Annotated in this window: 16 protein-coding genes, 1 tRNA gene and 1 pseudogene; 7 read left to right on the top strand and 11 right to left on the bottom strand. The window is 65.0% G+C overall.

From position 1 onward, the window contains the following. Positions 1–283: 283 nt before the first annotated feature. Positions 284–1,582, bottom strand: a complete 1,299-nt coding sequence (locus SLG_RS10470; protein WP_014076436.1) for a class I SAM-dependent methyltransferase — start codon at positions 1,580–1,582, stop codon at positions 284–286. 308 nt (positions 1,583–1,890) lie between these two features. After that, complete coding sequence (locus SLG_RS22475; protein WP_443018057.1) at positions 1,891–2,190, bottom strand: phage integrase central domain-containing protein; 300 nt, start codon at positions 2,188–2,190, stop codon at positions 1,891–1,893. A 104-nt stretch (positions 2,191–2,294) separates the two neighbouring features. Here SLG_RS22475 and SLG_RS20380 point away from each other — a divergent pair. Beyond that, positions 2,295–3,426 (top strand): annotated as a pseudogene (locus tag SLG_RS20380) (IS3 family transposase). A gap of 345 nt (positions 3,427–3,771) precedes the next feature. Here the strand turns inward: SLG_RS20380 and SLG_RS10495 are convergent. Next, positions 3,772–3,848 (bottom strand) — tRNA-Met (locus SLG_RS10495). Positions 3,849–3,989: 141 nt separating this feature from the next. Here SLG_RS10495 and SLG_RS10500 point away from each other — a divergent pair. Further along, the gene (locus tag SLG_RS10500; RefSeq protein ID WP_014076440.1) at positions 3,990–5,228 is read left to right on the top strand and encodes an NAD(P)/FAD-dependent oxidoreductase; all 1,239 of its coding nucleotides are present in this window, start codon (positions 3,990–3,992) and stop codon (positions 5,226–5,228) included. A 45-nt stretch (positions 5,229–5,273) separates the two neighbouring features. Here SLG_RS10500 and SLG_RS10505 read toward each other — a convergent pair whose 3' ends face one another. Continuing rightward, on the bottom strand, positions 5,274–5,819 hold the full coding sequence (locus SLG_RS10505; RefSeq protein ID WP_231848657.1) for a 2'-5' RNA ligase family protein: 546 nt from the start codon (positions 5,817–5,819) through the stop codon (positions 5,274–5,276). 65 nt (positions 5,820–5,884) lie between these two features. On the opposite strand from SLG_RS10505, the gene SLG_RS10510 reads away from it, so the two are divergent. After that, the gene (locus SLG_RS10510) at positions 5,885–6,313 is read left to right on the top strand and encodes a hypothetical protein (protein WP_014076442.1); all 429 of its coding nucleotides are present in this window, start codon (positions 5,885–5,887) and stop codon (positions 6,311–6,313) included. A gap of 41 nt (positions 6,314–6,354) precedes the next feature. Here SLG_RS10510 and mltG read toward each other — a convergent pair whose 3' ends face one another. From mltG to fabD, 7 genes are all read right to left on the bottom strand, one after another. Continuing rightward, positions 6,355–7,326 carry an endolytic transglycosylase MltG gene (mltG, locus tag SLG_RS10515; protein ID WP_014076443.1) on the bottom strand — a complete coding sequence of 324 codons (972 nt, stop codon included), beginning with the start codon at positions 7,324–7,326 and terminating at the stop codon, positions 6,355–6,357. 3 nt (positions 7,327–7,329) lie between these two features. Continuing rightward, entirely contained in the window at positions 7,330–8,589 is a 1,260-nt protein-coding gene (gene fabF / locus SLG_RS10520) for a beta-ketoacyl-ACP synthase II (RefSeq protein WP_014076444.1), read from the bottom strand. A gap of 149 nt (positions 8,590–8,738) precedes the next feature. Further along, positions 8,739–8,972 (bottom strand): acyl carrier protein, encoded by a 234-nt coding sequence (locus SLG_RS10525; protein ID WP_014076445.1) that lies wholly within the window; start codon positions 8,970–8,972, stop codon positions 8,739–8,741. A gap of 96 nt (positions 8,973–9,068) precedes the next feature. Continuing rightward, a complete protein-coding gene (locus tag SLG_RS10530) occupies positions 9,069–9,623 on the bottom strand; it encodes a hypothetical protein (protein WP_014076446.1) in 555 nt (184 codons plus the stop codon). Positions 9,624–9,676: 53 nt separating this feature from the next. Next, the gene (fabG, locus tag SLG_RS10535; RefSeq protein ID WP_041391916.1) at positions 9,677–10,417 is read right to left on the bottom strand and encodes a 3-oxoacyl-[acyl-carrier-protein] reductase; all 741 of its coding nucleotides are present in this window, start codon (positions 10,415–10,417) and stop codon (positions 9,677–9,679) included. A gap of 2 nt (positions 10,418–10,419) precedes the next feature. Then, a complete protein-coding gene (locus SLG_RS10540; protein WP_014076448.1) occupies positions 10,420–11,025 on the bottom strand; it encodes a class I SAM-dependent methyltransferase in 606 nt (201 codons plus the stop codon). A 14-nt stretch (positions 11,026–11,039) separates the two neighbouring features. After that, entirely contained in the window at positions 11,040–11,975 is a 936-nt protein-coding gene (fabD, locus tag SLG_RS10545) for an ACP S-malonyltransferase (RefSeq protein ID WP_014076449.1), read from the bottom strand. Between the two features lie 186 nt (positions 11,976–12,161). Here fabD and SLG_RS10550 point away from each other — a divergent pair, with 186 nt between their 5' ends. The 4 genes from SLG_RS10550 (at position 12,162) to rplI (ending at position 14,896) form a co-directional block, all read left to right on the top strand. Further along, a complete protein-coding gene (locus SLG_RS10550; RefSeq protein ID WP_014076450.1) occupies positions 12,162–13,436 on the top strand; it encodes a chloride channel protein in 1,275 nt (424 codons plus the stop codon). 180 nt (positions 13,437–13,616) lie between these two features. After that, on the top strand, positions 13,617–14,042 hold the full coding sequence (gene rpsF / locus SLG_RS10555; protein ID WP_014076451.1) for a 30S ribosomal protein S6: 426 nt from the start codon (positions 13,617–13,619) through the stop codon (positions 14,040–14,042). A 13-nt stretch (positions 14,043–14,055) separates the two neighbouring features. Beyond that, positions 14,056–14,280 (top strand): 30S ribosomal protein S18, encoded by a 225-nt coding sequence (gene rpsR, locus SLG_RS10560; RefSeq protein ID WP_014076452.1) that lies wholly within the window; start codon positions 14,056–14,058, stop codon positions 14,278–14,280. A gap of 13 nt (positions 14,281–14,293) precedes the next feature. After that, entirely contained in the window at positions 14,294–14,896 is a 603-nt protein-coding gene (rplI, locus tag SLG_RS10565; protein ID WP_014076453.1) for a 50S ribosomal protein L9, read from the top strand. The last annotated feature ends 101 nt before the right edge of the window (positions 14,897–14,997 follow it).

Consider the following 14,997-nt stretch of genomic DNA (forward strand, 5'->3'; position numbering starts at 1 on the left):
GCCGGCTCAACAGCAATCCCCAATCACGGACCAATCTTACCACCTCAAGCTTGAACTCGCGGCTGAACTTCCTTCTCTCCATTTCTGCTCTACCGAGAGATGAAAACACCTTATCTCGCTGTCCGCCAACCGGCAGCAGGCCAATCTGATGACCAGAATGGCCACGTGCTCAACAACCCGGATAGCTTAACGGAGCCGCCTGTTTTCATAGTACCGGCGGCAGGCGTAGCCCGGTAGGCGTGGGGCCTGCTTCTTTAGCCATGGGCATGCTCTCTGTCCTGGATCAACTGTAAGTCAGGGATCTAAGGAGAATGCCCAATTCGCGATCGTCGGTGCTGCCGGCTACGCGTTCACTTGGCCTGACAACCGAAGACTGCAGTATGAGGTCGATCACGAAGGGAGGCTGCGACGGATTGAGCAAAAGCTCGATCGTTGCCTCCCCGCCGCTTGGCAGGGACATAGAAGTGCGGTCATCGCCGAACAGGCAGGTGACTTCCTGCTCGAACGGCAGGAAATTGGCGAGCTGGACAACCACCTTGTTGGCGCCCGCAACGGGCGCGATCGGGATGCTTGCGCTCCCCGTCGTCCAGGTGCCAATCGGTTCCGGTCCATGAACTCCACTAAGCATATCAGCCGGATAATCGCCTAGGGCAAAGGAAATATGGCTAGCGACCTTCCTAGCCGCATAGAGCGGTATTCCTGAGAAGGTTTGTCTGATCCGGTAGAGGTGCAGCCCGTGCCGACAGAACTGGTTGCGTAGATAGTCGAAGCGGAAACCCAGCTCCATCCATCCCCGTCCCGCGATTACCGAAATGCACTCCGGATCGAGACGCAACCCCCAAGGGCAGTAGAAATCGTCGTAGATCGGTTCGTTCGAAAGCAGGATAACGCAGTCATCCTTAAGCTGCTGCGCGATGCTGCCAATCAGCGCCGCATGATCCAGGCTGTGATGAAAGGCAGCGTGGAAAATGATGCAGTCATAGCGAAAATCCTCTCCCCGCGGATTGGCGCCGAAGGGAAGGTTGAAGGGTGTCAGAGCCGTTCCATAAAATTCTGCGTTACGCGCGATGTGTTCACAATAAGTGGTTGAGATGTCTACGGTATCAACCGAAACACCCATGCGCGAAAGATTGATGGCGACGTTACCTGGGCCCGATCCATATTCCAGCGCATGCTTGCCGCTGCTCAGACCCGAATGAAGGAATATATCACCCAGCATCGCCAACTCATAGCCCGCATGCTGGACCGCGCCGGGATCACGTCGCGCAAAATAACCGGGAAAACGGATGGGGCATTCGTTATACGCCGCATCCTGTTCATGCTCTCCGATGTCGTAATGCGCGCCGGCCGATCCACTGCCGCGGTCGAACACAGCCTGCCACAGCTTCAGTATCTCATTGCGATAATCGGGCCCATAGGGATCCATCGAGAGATCGAGCCAATGGGGAAGTCGCAGCTCAGGCTGAGGCTGCTGCCCCATGAGATGATACAGGCGATTGTGCTCGCCGGGGTCGTTAGCCCAGATTCGTCGGGCTTCGGATGCGATCCAGTTAACATCGTCAATCTCGAAATAGGCGGTCATTCAACGACTCTCCCTTGGTATGAGGCTGACTAGTTCGAACGCGTATCACTATCAACTATCGCCTTCCGTCATAAACGTTATCGGGACAGCAGCGCTCGCAGCGGGCATCAACTTCTCTCACCTGCAAACCCCTTGGTTTTCAGAGATATCTTATGACGCGCTCCCCTGTAATGTGACCGATTGAGTAGAGCCCGACGTGAAGGGGCGGAAGAAGATGAAGCGCAGCAGGTTCAGCGAAGGGCAGATCATCGCGATCTTGAAGGAGCGGGAGACCGGGATGGCGACCACAGACAGCCCCCCCTCCTTCATTAACACTCGACGACGATCGAAGAAATCGGTCCGCCGATATGCAGCTTCGACCGCGTTGGGAACGCGGTGCGCCAACGCGCCAGACCTCGCATCACCGATCGCAGCGAGACCTCCTTTGGCACCAACCCCTTGATGTACGCGAACTCGAGAACGGTTCCGATACGCTGCAATACGCGTTTCGCAGTATCGGGGATCCTGAGCCAGATAGGCCCCAGCACAGTCAGAACCGCCGTGCTATCCACCGCAGCGACTGTCTTGCTCCCAAAGTGCGGGAACCCATGCCGCGCGAAGCTGGATATCCAGGATGCATGTTGCTAATCCTTCCAGCCACCCTTCATCGCCTAACGTGCTCCCCGGAAACTCCTCCATTTTAATGGGAGTCCACTTCGAGAAGGAGTGCGACGTGAAGAAGAGCAGGTTTACCGAGGAACAGATCATCGCGGTTCTGCGGGAGCAGGAGGCTGGAGCGGCGACGGCGGATGTGTGCCGCAAGCACGGCGTGAGCAGCGCGACGTTCTACAAGTGGAAGGCAGCCTATGGCGGCATGGACGTGTCACAGGCACGCAAGCTGAAGGTTCTGGAGGACGAGAACGCGAAGCTGACCCGAAGGGCGGCGAAGCCAACAAGCTTCTGGCCGAAGCGATGCTCGATAATGCTGTGCTGAAGGAAGTGACCTCAAAAAACTGGTGAAGCCTGCCGCTCAGCGCAAGGCTGTCGAGCATGTTCGACAGCTCTTCGCGATCAGCGAGCGTCGGGCATGCTCCATCCTTGCCGTGGATCGGACGTCGATGCGCTATGCGCATCGGCGATCGGATGATGGCGACCTGCGGTCGCGGCTTCGCGAGATCGCCCTGGAACGACGTCGGTTCGGCTATCGGCGGCTCGGGATCATGTTGCGCGAGAAGGCATCGTCATGAACCACAAGAAGCTGCTGCGCCTTTATCGTGAGGAGAACTTGCGTGTGCGGCGGCGACGCGGTCGCAAGCGAGCCATGGGCACGCGAGCGCCGATGACGCTGCCGCAGGCCCCCAACCAGCGCTAGCCTCGACTTCGTCAGCGACACACTGGCCTGCGGCCGGCGGTTCCGCATGCTTGCCGTGGTCGATGACTTCACGCGAGAGTGCCTGGCGCTGGCGGCGGATAGGTCGCTGTCAGGCGCCCGTGTCTGTCGAGAGCTTGACGCGATCATCGTGGCTCGCGGCAAGCCTCTCATGATCGTCAGCGATAACGGCACTGAGCTTACGAGCCTGGCGATCCTGCGGTGGACAGGATCGCCGCATCGAGTGGCATTACATCGCGCCCGGCAAGCCGCAGCAGAACGGCTACGTCGAGAGCTTTAATGGTCGCTTACGCGACGAGTGCCTCAATGAAACGCTGTTCGCCATGCCCGTTCGGTGTTGTGCAATTGGCGCGACGACTACAACCATGTGCGGCCGCATAGCGGGATAGGCGGGCTGACGCCCGCCGATGCCGCCAGGCGGCTTGTGCAACCTTGCCCAGACGGGCACCATGACAACCCCGGACTCTACTTATGAGTGGAGGAACTTGGGGAGCACGTCATTTTCCTTCAACATCACGCCGATCCGACGATCTTTATGCTGCCCCCGGGGAGGGTGAGATAGTTTTCTTCCAGGGGCTGTCGCGAGAGCCGCTTCGCCTTGCCTGTCAAGCGATACTTCATGGGCCACAGAGCTGATCTGTTCGACTGGAGGAACAAGCCTTCCCCTTCGAATCTCTTATAGCCGCGTTTGCGAAGCTGGAATTTCGGGCTCTGAATCTCAGAGCGGAATGGTACATCGCTCATTTCGATACCGCGAAACTCTGCTTTTCTTTCGATTTGCGAAAATCTGAAAGCTGGTGGAAGCTTCCGCATCAAGAAATGGTAGCGGAGGAGGGACTCGAACCCCCGACACGCGGATTATGATTCCGCTGCTCTAACCGGCTGAGCTACTCCGCCCCGTTTCGGGAACCGCCTTGGCGATTGGTCGAGGCGCTATACGCAGCCCGATCCGCACGGTCAATGGGCTGTCCCCAACATTGATCGGCCCGTGTTTCTCTGGCAAGTGCAGCGCTCGTCGCAGGCTGCAGGGGATGGTGGATGCCGCATTTTGATTGCCTTATCGTCGGTGGCGGACACGCCGGAGCGCAGGCGGCCATCCTGCTGCGCCAGCTCAAGTTCGAGGGGACGGTAGGGCTGATCAGCGGCGAAACAGAATATCCCTATGAGCGCCCGCCCCTCTCCAAGGATTATCTGGCCGGCGAGAAGATCTTCGATCGCATCCTGCTGCGTCCGCGCAATTTCTGGGGGGATCAGGGCATCGAGCTGTTCCTGGGCGAGCGGGTCAAGGCGCTGCAGCCGGCCGAGCACAGCCTGACGACCGCCAGCGGCGCGGAATTCACCTATGGCAAGCTCATCTGGGCGGGCGGCGGCGTGGCCCGGCGATTGTCCTGTCCCGGCGGCACCGCGAAAGGGCTGTTCACCGTGCGCACCCGCGCCGATGTGGATGCGGTGATGGCCGTGCTGCCGCAGGCGGAGCGCTTCGCGATCGTCGGCGGCGGCTATATCGGCCTGGAGGCGGCGGCCGTGCTCAGCAAGCTGGGCAAGCAGGTCACGCTGATCGAGGCGCTGGACCGGGTGCTGGCCCGCGTGGCGGGGCCGGAGCTCTCGGCTTTCTTCGAGGATGAGCATCGCGCGCATGGCGTGGACGTGCGCCTCGCCTGCGGCGTCGAGGCGATCGAGGCGGACGAGCAGGACCGGGCCACCGGCGTGCGCCTGGCGGACGGCACCATCATTCCCACCGATGCGGTCATCGTGGGGATCGGCATCGTGCCGGAAACAGGACCCCTGCTCCTGGCCGGGGCCAGCGGCGGCAATGGCGTCGATGTCGACGAATATTGCCTCACCTCCCTGCCGGACGTCTATGCGATCGGGGATTGCGCCGCGCATGAGAACCGCTTCGCCGAGGGGCGGCGCGTGCGCGTGGAATCGGTGCAGAATGCCAATGATCAGGCCCGCACTGCCGTCCAGCACATCATCGGCACGCCCGCGCCTTATGATGCCGTGCCGTGGTTCTGGTCGAACCAGTATGATCTGCGGCTGCAGACGGTCGGGCTCGCCGTGGCGCATGACGAGCGGGTCGTGCGGGGCGATCCGGCGACGCGCAGCTTCTCGGTGGTCTATCTGCGCCAGGGCCATGTCGTCGCGCTCGACTGCGTGAACCGCACGAAGGATTATGTGCAGGGCCGCGCGCTGGTGGTCGATGGCACACGGGTGGACCGCGATCGGCTCGCCGATGCCGACACTCCCCTCAAGGAACTGACCGCCGCGCAGGGATGAGGCTGCCGGGCACGCAGCCCTCGCCCAAGCCCCTGCCCCATCGCCTCAGCGCCGCCCCCGGAAGGCGTAGCGGGCGATAAGGTCCCATCGCCCGTCCCGATAATGCCAGCAGGCCAGCGCCGCGATCCGCACTGGGCGCGGGCGCACCGTCTGCCGGAGCAGTGCAAGCGTCGCGCGCGCGACATCCGGCGCCACCTTGTTCTGGATGGTGATGTGCAGGCGCGGCGGATGATCGTCCTGCGGCGTCAGATGATGGTCGAAGCGCGCACGCATATGCGCGTGCAGGTCGAGCAGGTCCGGACTTTCCAGCACGATCGCCACGGCCCCGTCGAGCGCATGAGGCGCGCCGATCCGGGCGCGCGGCGGCGGCCCGGCGGCGAATTCGGCAAGCAGCCGGCGCAGCTCGTTCTCCAGCGAGGGCGGCAAGTGCCGGAACAAGGTGACATGGGCCGGCACCTTGTTGCGCTCGGGCGGATAGAAGCGGCGGCGGAGCCCTTCCGCCCAGGCCTGGGCTTCCCCTTCGAGTTCGGCCGAGACGATGATCGGCGCCGGCGCGCCGGGGCGCCCCGCCGTCCCCACGCTGCCGTTCACGCGCGCGATTGCATTTCCGGGCAGATCGGGCATGCTGCCATGATAACGATCTATGGGGGGATGCCATGGAAAAAGTTTCGCAAGGCCGCGCGCCCATCTGGCCGGCCATTCTCTTCCTGCTCTGGAACCTGCTGGGCTGCGCGGCTTTCGTCATGCAGTCGACCATGGACCTCGACGCGCTCGCCGCGACGGATCCGGTGCAGGCGCAGATCTGGGCCACGATGCCGGCATGGGCCTGGGCCGCTTATCTGGTCGCCGTCGCCGCCGGCACGCTCGGCGCGATCGCGCTGCTGATGCGCTCCCGGCTGGCCGTGCCGCTCTCGCTGCTGTGCGTCGCCGCCGTGCTGGTGCAGTTCGGCTACGCCTTCCTGGGCACCGACTTGCTGGCGCTGAAGGGACCGTCCTCGGCCATCTTTCCAGCGATCATCGTCCTGCTCGCCATCGCGCAGTGGATTTATGCCCGCTGGCTTCGCGGCCGGGGCGCGCTGCGCTAAGCACAGCGCCAGGGGGTGATGGCACGGCCGGTCCGGCCAGCCTACATCTCGCCCCGCTGGCGGCGCAGCTCGAACCATTTGCGGACATTGTCGTTGTGCTGCTCCAGCGTGTCCGCGAAGATGTGGCCGCCCTTGCCGTCCGCGACGAAATAGAGCGCCTTCGTCTTCGCCGGGTTGAGCACGGCCTCGATGGAGCTGCGGCTCGGATTGGCGATGGGGCCCTTGGGCAGGCCAGTCATCGCATAGGTATTGTAGTCGTTGACGGCATCGATCTCCGAGCGGCGGATACGCCGGCCCAGCGGCTTGCCGCGCGTGATGGGATAGATGATCGTGGGGTCGGCCTGGAGCATCATGCCCGTGCGCAGCCGGTTCTCGTAGACCCCGGCGACCAGCGGCCGCTCGGCGGGAATCGAGGTTTCCTTCTCGACGATGCTGGCAAGCGTGATGGCTTCGGCGGGCGTCCTCACCACGATGTCGGGCGCGCGCGTCTTCCATCTCTCGTCGAGAAACCGGCTCATCGCGTCCTGCATCCGGGCAAGCACCGCGCCGCGCGATTCGCCTTTCTGGTAGGCATAGCTGTCCGGCATCACCGAGCCTTCCTCGGGCACGGAAATGTCACCGGTCAGTTCCTCATTGGCCATGAGCCGCTCGTGCACCAGGATGGACGGCATGCCTTCCGGGATCGTCACGAGATAATTGATCGTCTTGCCGCTCTGCAGGATCTCCAGCACCAGTGCGTTGCTGGCGCCCCGCGGCACCTCATATTCGCCGGCCTTGATGACGCCCGCCGCGCCGAGAACCCGCGCGCGCAGGAGGAAGCTGTCCGCCGAAGCGATGACGCCCTGTTCCTCCAGCCGGGTCGCCATGGAGCGCAGCGTGGCGCCTTCCGGCACCACGACCACGGCATCCTTCTCGAGCGGACCTTCGCTGGTCCAGCCATGCACGAAATTGAAGGCGAGCGCGGCCAGGATCAGGGCTGCCAGGACAAAGACGAGACAGCCGATCCGCCGCATGACTCAGATCGCCTTCAGTACCAGGCTGGCATTGGTCCCGCCGAAGCCGAAGCTGTTGTTGAGCACGGCGCGCACCTTGCGCTGCTTAGCGACGTGCGGGACGAGGTCCACGCCCGCGCAGCTGTCGCTGGGATTGTCCAGGTTGAGCGTCGGCGGCACGATCTGGTCGCGCATGGCGAGCAGGCAGAAGATCGTTTCCACCGCGCCCGCGCCGCCCAGAAGATGGCCGATCGCGGATTTGGTGGAGGACATCGACATGCTCTCGATCGCGCTGCCGAACAGCCGGCGTACCGCGCCCAGCTCCAGCTCGTCGCCGAGCGGGGTGGAAGTGCCATGGGCATTCACATAGTCGATGTCCGCCAGCGAGAGGCCGGACTTGCGGATCGCCATTTCCATCGAGCGATAAGCGCCCGCGCCCTCGGGATGCGGCGCCGTGACATGATAGGCATCGCCCGAGAGGCCATAGCCCAGAACCTCGCCATAGATTTTCGCGCCGCGCGCCTTGGCCCGCTCATATTCCTCGAGGACGACCACGCCCGCGCCTTCGCCCATGACGAAGCCGTCGCGGTCCTTGTCATAGGGGCGGCTGCCGCGCGTCGGATCGTCGCGGAAACCGGTGGAAAGCGCGCGCGCCTGCCCGAATCCGGCAATGCCGATCGGGCAGATCGCGCTTTCGGCGCCACCGGCCAGCATCACGTCGGCATCGTCCATCGCGATCATCCGCGCGGCGTCGCCGATCGAGTGGACGCCGGTCGCGCAGGCCGTGACGACCGCGTGATTCGGGCCCATCAGGCCATATTTGATGCCGACCTGGCCGGAGATCAGGTTGATGAGGCGCCCGTGCACGAAGTGCGGCGACACGCGCTTGGGGCCCTTGTGCTCCAGCACCAGCGACTCGCTCTCGATGCCCGGCAGGCCGCCGATGCCCGATCCGATCGAGCAGCCGGCTCGCAGGCGCTCCTCCTCGCTCATGTCGGTGAGCCCGGCATCTTCCAGCGCCTGGCTGGCGGCATCGATGCCGAAGACGATGAAGGGATCGACCTGCCGCTGGACCTTGTGATCCACGCGCTTGTTGGCATCGAAGCCATATTCGTGGTCGGCAGGCTTCACTTCGCAGGCGTAATTGGTGTGGAAGTCGGTCGCGTCGAAGCGCGTGATCGTTGCCGCGCCTGATCGCGCGGCGATGATGTTGGCCCAGCTTGTTTCCACGTCCCCGCCCAATGGCGAGACCATGCCCAACCCGGTTACGACGACACGACGCATATCACTCTCCCGTTTCGATGAGCCGGCCGCTCCCGCGCCTCGCGGCCGATAAATGAAGACGGCCCTCCTCTGGCGAGCGAGCCCGCGACCGGAGAGCCGTCCAAATCTTCAGGCCGCCCGCGCATGACACGGGCGCAGCGCCGAGGCGCTTACTGCTTGCCTTCGATGAAATCGATCGCGTCCTTGACGGTGGCGATCTTCTCGGCCGCATCGTCGGGGATCTCGACGCCGAATTCTTCCTCGAAAGCCATGACGAGCTCGACGATGTCCAGGCTGTCCGCGCCGAGATCGTCGATGAAGCTCGCGTCCTCGGTCACCTTGTCCGCCTCGACGCCGAGATGCTCGACGACGATCTTCTTCACGCGATCCGCGGTCTCACTCATGAGTGGTCCTTTACTATGGTTTGATCTCTATATCGAAAGATGCCCTAGTGCGAAGGGCAGGACGTGACAAGAGGCTAGCAGCCTCCCGACAGTTCCTCATTGCGTCTCGAAGTCGGCAGTGAAAACGGCGGCATTGGCCCGCGCGGCGGCATATTCGCCGATCATGCGGGGAATGTCGCCGCTCAGCTGGTCCTCGCGCACCGCCTTGTCGTTGAGCAGCTGGTAGACCAGCGCTTCGCCGCTGTCGTCGCTCACCTCGCCATTGGCGACTCCGCGCCGGGCCTCGGGCGCGAGCTGCGCGAGGAAGGCCTCGGTGGAACCACGCAGCGTCTCCATGTCCACCCCGAGCGGCACGAACTCGGCCGCCAGCCCGCGCGTCAATATCTCGCCGAACATCACGCGCAGCGCACTTTCCGTGGCGGCCTGCGACCAGCCGGCGGATTCGGCGCAATGGAAGAAGCCTTCTCCCGCCCGCTCGATCAGCGCCGCGCCCATGTCGCCTTCCCGGCGATAGGTCGCGAAGACGGCGGCGCTCAGCGGTTCATCGATCAGGGCGGTGGCGCAAGCGAGGTTGTCGGCCGCCCGCGCCGGCTGCCCGATGGCCAGCAGCAAGGCGCCGCACAGGCCGGCGACCAGTCCATGTCTCGTCATCGCGCTTCCCCCACTCGCGCGCATCGCGATCCGCCAGCCGGATCGCGCCTGCGTCAGATCATCGCCATGCCGCCATTCACGTGCAGCGTCTGGCCCGTGACATAGCCTGCCTCGCGACTCGCAAGATAGACCACCGCGGCGGCAATGTCCGCGCCTTCGCCCAGGGCCCCGGCCGGGATGCGCGCGAGGATCGCGCCCTTCTGCGCATCGTTCAGGGCGTCGGTCATTGCCGAGCGGATGAAGCCGGGCGCCACGCAGTTCACGGTGATGCCCCGGCTCGCCAGCTCCTGCGCCAGGCTCTTGCTCATGCCGATGAGGCCGGCCTTGGACGCGGCGTAATTGGCCTGCCCCGGATTGCCGGTGACGCCCACCACGCTGGTCACGGAGATGACGCGGCCGAAGCGCGCCTTCATCATCGGGCGGGCAGCGGCGCGGATGAGACGGAAGGCCGCTTCCAGGTTGATCCGCTGCACGGTCTCCCATTCCTCGTCCTTCATGCGCATGACGAGATTATCGCGCGTCACGCCGGCATTGTTGACGAGGATGTCGAGTTTGCCGCCCAGCGCCTCGATGGCGGCGGGCACGAGCGCTTCCACGGCGGCGCTGTCGCCCAGGTCGCAGGGCACGCACACATGGTCCCCGCCCAGCTCGGCGGCAAAGGCCTCCAGCTTGGCGATATTGCTGCCCGAGAGCGCGAGCCGCGCGCCTTGCGCCGCCAGCCCCCGCGCGATTTCGGAGCCGATGCCGCCGCTCGCGCCGGTCACCAGCGCCGTCATTCCCGTCAGATCGAACATCGTCATTCTCCCGCCGGCTTGCGCGCCACGATCTGGACGACGGCGCTCAGCCCATGATGATAAAGGCCTTCATTGACCTCGCGATGGATTTCCCGGGCCAGCACGAAGTCCAGCCCGGCCAGTTCTTCCCGGAGCGTGGCGAGATCGGCCAGCATCTCCTTCACGTCCGGCCCGCCCCTGCCGGGCATGTCGATCTGCTCGGGCGTATAGGCTTCGAGCAGGAACGTGCCGCCCGGCTTCAGCGCCTTCACCACGCGGGCATGGACGTCCCGGCGCAGCGCCGCGGGCAGATGGCCGAAGATCGAGACGATATTGTCCCAGCGCGCCTCGCCCAGGTCCCATGTGGACAGATCGCCGGTTTCCGTGGCCAGCGCGACGCCCTGCCGCGCGGCGAGGTCGCGTGCGCGCGCCATGCCCACGGGGGACTGGTCCATCGCCGTCACCGCGAAGCCCTGGCCCGCCAGCCACACCGCGTTGCGCCCCTGCCCTTCGGCGATGCACAGGCAATTGCCCGGCGTCAGCGCGACGGCCTGTTCGGCCAGAAAGTCGTTCGGCCCGTCGCCATAGGCCAGGTCGGCCTGCCCGAAGCGCTCGTCCCAGGATTGCATGCCGCGTTCCTTTCTCAGATCCGGCCGACCAGCGCCTCGATGTCGTCCATCGTCACCACGCTGGTCGCGTCCGCCTCGGGCGCGATGCGCTTGACCATGGGCGTGAGCACCTTGCCGCCCAGCTCCACGAATTCGGTGATGCCTGCCGCCCACATCGCGGCAATGCTCTCGCGCCAGCGGACCCGGCCCGTCACCTGCTCGACCAGCAGCTGGCGGATCGTCGCCGCATCGGTGACCGGCGCGGCCGTCACATTGGCGTAGACCGGCAGGAAGGCGCCGGGGGACTGCGTACTCTCCAGCGCCCGCGCCATCGCGTCGGCGGCCGGCTGCATCAGCGGGCAATGGAACGGCGCGGAGACCGGCAGCAGCACGCCGCGCTTGATGCCATGGTCCTTCACCATGGCGATCGCGCGCTCGATCGCGCCCCGGTGTCCGGAAATCACGACTTGCCCCGGGTCATTGTCGTTGGCCACGGTGCAGACCTCGCCCTCGGCCGCGGCGGCCGCCAGGGCCTCGGCCTTGTCGATGTCGGCGCCGAGCAGCGCCGCCATCGCGCCTTCGCCCACCGGCACGGCCGCCTGCATGGCCTGCCCGCGCGTCTTGAGCAGCCGCGCCGTCGTCGCCAGGTCGAACGCGCCCACGGCGCACAGCGCGCTATACTCGCCAAGGCTGTGACCGGCCACGGCCTCGGCCTTCTCCGCAAGGGCAATGCCGCCCTCGACTTCGAGCACGCGCAGCGTCGCCAGCGCATTGGCCATGATCGCGGGCTGGGCATTCTCGGTGAGCGTCAGCTCGCCTTCCGGGCCTTCCGTCATCAGCCGGAAGAGATGCTGGCCCAGGGCCTCGTCCACTTCCTCGAAGACCTGCCGCGCAACCGGCGAGGCCGCCGCAAGGGCACTGCCCATGCCGACTGCCTGACTGCCCTGTCCCGGAAAGATGAATGCACGCACGGCCTGAATTCCCCGCTTGTTCTAAAGCTCTGCGCCCTAGTCGCGGGGGGCGTCCCTAGCAAGACCCGTTGCGGGCCCCTGCCGCCCGGATGGGCCGAAGCCCATGAGGGACGTCCGCCCTCATCCCCCGATCATCGGGATATTCCCATTGTATCGCCTTTGCCCAGTCCATAGGGAAGTCCGGACATGGTCAAGCCTCAGCTCCCGCCGGCCCTTCGCCGCATGGACGCGCGCGTGCTGCGCGGACGCATCGGCGCGATCGGGGGCGCCCTGCTGCTCAGTGTCGTCGCGGTGCTCTTCGCCAAGCTGGGTGAGGCCGCGCAGCATCTCTTCGTGGGCGTCGCCGATGCCTTTCCCTATGCACCGCTCATCGTCACGCCTGCCCTCTTCGTGGCCGTCACCTACATGACGCGGCAATGGTGCCCGGAAGCGCGTGGATCGGGCATTCCGCAGACCATGGCCGCCGCCCGGATGCCGGACCGGCCGGAAGCCCGGGCCCTGCTCTCCCTGCGCACCGCCTGCTTCAAGCTCTTCGGCACGCTCGGCATGCTGCTCGCCGGCGGCTCGGTTGGCCGCGAGGGGCCGACGGTGCAGATCAGCGCGGCGATCATGGCGGCAGTGCAGCGCTGGCTGCGCGTCCCGGTGTCTGCCGGAATCATCATCGCCGGCGGTGCGGCGGGCGTGGCGGCCGCGTTCAATACACCGCTCGCCGGCGTCGCCTTCGCCATCGAGGAGCTTGCCGCCGCGTTCGAGCAGAAGATCGCCATCGTGGTGATGGCTGCCGTGATGATGGCCGGCATCACCAGCCTCTGGCTGGCCGGCGACTACATCTATTTCGGCGCCATGAACCAGTCGATGCCGATCTCGTCGATGCTGCTGCTCACCCCGGTGGCCGGTCTCGCGGGCGGCGTGGCGGGCGGCCTGTTCTCGCGGGCACTGATCGCCATCGCCTGGTCGCGCAGTCCGCTCACGCGGGCCATGCGGGCAAGGCCGCTGCTCGTCGCGGGGGTCTGCGGCGTGGTCGTGGCGATCACCGGAATCCTCACCGCCGGCATCAGCTGGGGGACAGGCTATGAGACGACGCGCGCACTCCTGTCCGGCGAGGAGGTTTCCTGGACCTTCGGCCCCGCCAAGCTCGTCGCCACGCTGGCGACAGCCGTCAGCGGCGCCCCGGGCGGCATTTTCGCGCCGTCCCTCTCGGTGGGTGCGGGCTTCGGCCAGCTCCTGGGTTTCATCTTCCCCGATCAGCCGCACGGCGCGGTCGTCCTGCTCGGCATGATCGGCTATTTCGCCGGCGTCGTCCGCGCGCCGCTCACCGCTTCGATCATCATGATGGAGATGACGGCGGATCGCACGATGATCCTGCCCCTCTTCGCCACGGCCATCTTTGCCAACTGGGTCAGTTCGCAGATCTGCCGGCCCAAGCTCTACCACGCGCTGTCACGCCAGTTCCAGCGCTAGCGATTCCCGGCTTTTCCGGAGATTGCGCTCTTGCCTTGAGCGGCATTTTCCGTCATAGGCCGCCGCTTCGCGGGACGGAAAGGCTTTCGTCGCGCGATTTCTTTGTTTGAGACGACAGCCGGAGGGGTGGTTCGCATGGGGCGGCCATCAGCGATCGGCCAACACAGGATGCATAGAACCATGCCATATTATGAGCATGTCTTCCTTGCGCGTCAGGATCTGGCTCAGGCCCAGGTCGATGCGCTTGCGGAAAATGCCGCCAAGATCATCGAAGCCCAGGACGGCAAGGTGACCAAGGTGGAGAGCTGGGGTCTTCGGAACCTCGCCTACAAGATCGCCAAGAACCGCAAGGCTCACTATGTGATGCTCAACATCGACGCGCCGGCTGGCGTCGTCGCCGAGCTGGAACGTCAGACGCAGATCAACGAAGACGTGATCCGCTTCATGACCGTCCGCGTCGAGGAGCTCGAGGGTGGCCCTTCGGTGATGATGCGCAAGAACGAGCGCGAGCGTGAGCGCGGTGGCCGTGGCGGCCGCGGCGGACGTGATCGCGACGAGGGCGGCAGCAGCAACAGCTCCGCCAGCAACAGCAACGACGGCGAATAAGGAGACCTGACCAATGGCACGCCCGTTTTTCCGCCGTCGCAAGACCTGCCCCTTCGCCGCCAAGGATGCGCCGAAGATCGATTATAAGGACGTTCGCCTGCTTCAGGGCTTCGTCTCCGAGCGTGGCAAGATCGTCCCCTCGCGCATCACTGCCGTTTCGGCGAAGAAGCAGCGCGAGCTTTCCCAGGCGATCAAGCGCGCCCGTCATCTGGGCCTGCTGCCCTACATCGTGAAGTAAGGAGGGCGGACCCATGGAAATCATCCTGCTCGAGCGTATCGAGAAGCTGGGCGCGATCGGCGACATCGTGACCGTCAAGGACGGCTACGCGCGCAACTATCTGCTGCCCAACAAGAAGGCGCTGCGCTCCAACAACGCCAACAAGAAGGTGTTCGAGGCCAACCGCGCCAAGATCGAGGCCGACAACGCAGCCCGTCGTGACGACGCTGCCAAGGCGGCCGAGAAGGTCGATGGCGTTCAGGTCGTCCTGATCCGTCAGTCGTCGAACAGCGGCCAGCTTTACGGCTCCGTGTCGGTTCGTGACATCGTCGAGGCGCTGCACGAGGCGGGTCACACCGTCGTCAGCAAGGCGATGATCGTGCTGGAACGCCCGATCAAGACGCTTGGCCTGTTCGACGTGCGCGTCTCCCTGCACCCGGAAGTTGCCGTGACCGTGCAGGTCAACGTTGCTCGCTCGCCCGAGGAAGCCGACCTGCAGAAGGACGGCGTCGACGTCATGGCCTCCATGTTCGAAAAGGACGAGGCCGGCTTCACCGAGGATTACGATCCCAATGCGGAGCCCGGCGAGATCGCGACCGAGACCGCCGAGGAAGAGACGACCTCCGACGCCGAATAATCCCGGCATCGCGAGAACCGGACAAAGGCCGCCCGATCCGTTCGGGCGGCCTTTTTCGTGGGACTCGCCCCGGTGCTGCTGCACGGACATGAAAAAGCCCC

The sequence above is a fragment of the Sphingobium sp. SYK-6 genome, assembly GCF_000283515.1.
GTDB classification, from domain to species: Bacteria; Pseudomonadota; Alphaproteobacteria; order Sphingomonadales; family Sphingomonadaceae; genus Sphingobium; species Sphingobium lignivorans.

Excerpts from the sequence above, each read along its gene's own strand:
- SLG_RS10530 (WP_014076446.1), bottom strand. The coding sequence starts at position 9,623 with ATGACGAGACATGGACTGGTCGCCGGCCTGTGCGGCGCCTTGCTGCTG.
- rplI (WP_014076453.1), top strand. The coding sequence starts at position 14,294 with ATGGAAATCATCCTGCTCGAGCGTATCGAGAAGCTGGGCGCGATCGGC.
- SLG_RS10525 (WP_014076445.1), bottom strand. The coding sequence starts at position 8,972 with ATGAGTGAGACCGCGGATCGCGTGAAGAAGATCGTCGTCGAGCATCTC.
- fabF (WP_014076444.1), bottom strand. The coding sequence starts at position 8,589 with ATGCGTCGTGTCGTCGTAACCGGGTTGGGCATGGTCTCGCCATTGGGC.
- SLG_RS10550 (WP_014076450.1), top strand. The coding sequence starts at position 12,162 with ATGGTCAAGCCTCAGCTCCCGCCGGCCCTTCGCCGCATGGACGCGCGC.
- mltG (WP_014076443.1), bottom strand. The coding sequence starts at position 7,326 with ATGCGGCGGATCGGCTGTCTCGTCTTTGTCCTGGCAGCCCTGATCCTG.
- rpsR (WP_014076452.1), top strand. The coding sequence starts at position 14,056 with ATGGCACGCCCGTTTTTCCGCCGTCGCAAGACCTGCCCCTTCGCCGCC.
- SLG_RS10540 (WP_014076448.1), bottom strand. The coding sequence starts at position 11,025 with ATGCAATCCTGGGACGAGCGCTTCGGGCAGGCCGACCTGGCCTATGGC.
- SLG_RS10470 (WP_014076436.1), bottom strand. The coding sequence starts at position 1,582 with ATGACCGCCTATTTCGAGATTGACGATGTTAACTGGATCGCATCCGAA.
- SLG_RS10500 (WP_014076440.1), top strand. The coding sequence starts at position 3,990 with ATGCCGCATTTTGATTGCCTTATCGTCGGTGGCGGACACGCCGGAGCG.
- fabG (WP_041391916.1), bottom strand. The coding sequence starts at position 10,417 with ATGTTCGATCTGACGGGAATGACGGCGCTGGTGACCGGCGCGAGCGGC.
- SLG_RS10510 (WP_014076442.1), top strand. The coding sequence starts at position 5,885 with ATGGAAAAAGTTTCGCAAGGCCGCGCGCCCATCTGGCCGGCCATTCTC.
- rpsF (WP_014076451.1), top strand. The coding sequence starts at position 13,617 with ATGCCATATTATGAGCATGTCTTCCTTGCGCGTCAGGATCTGGCTCAG.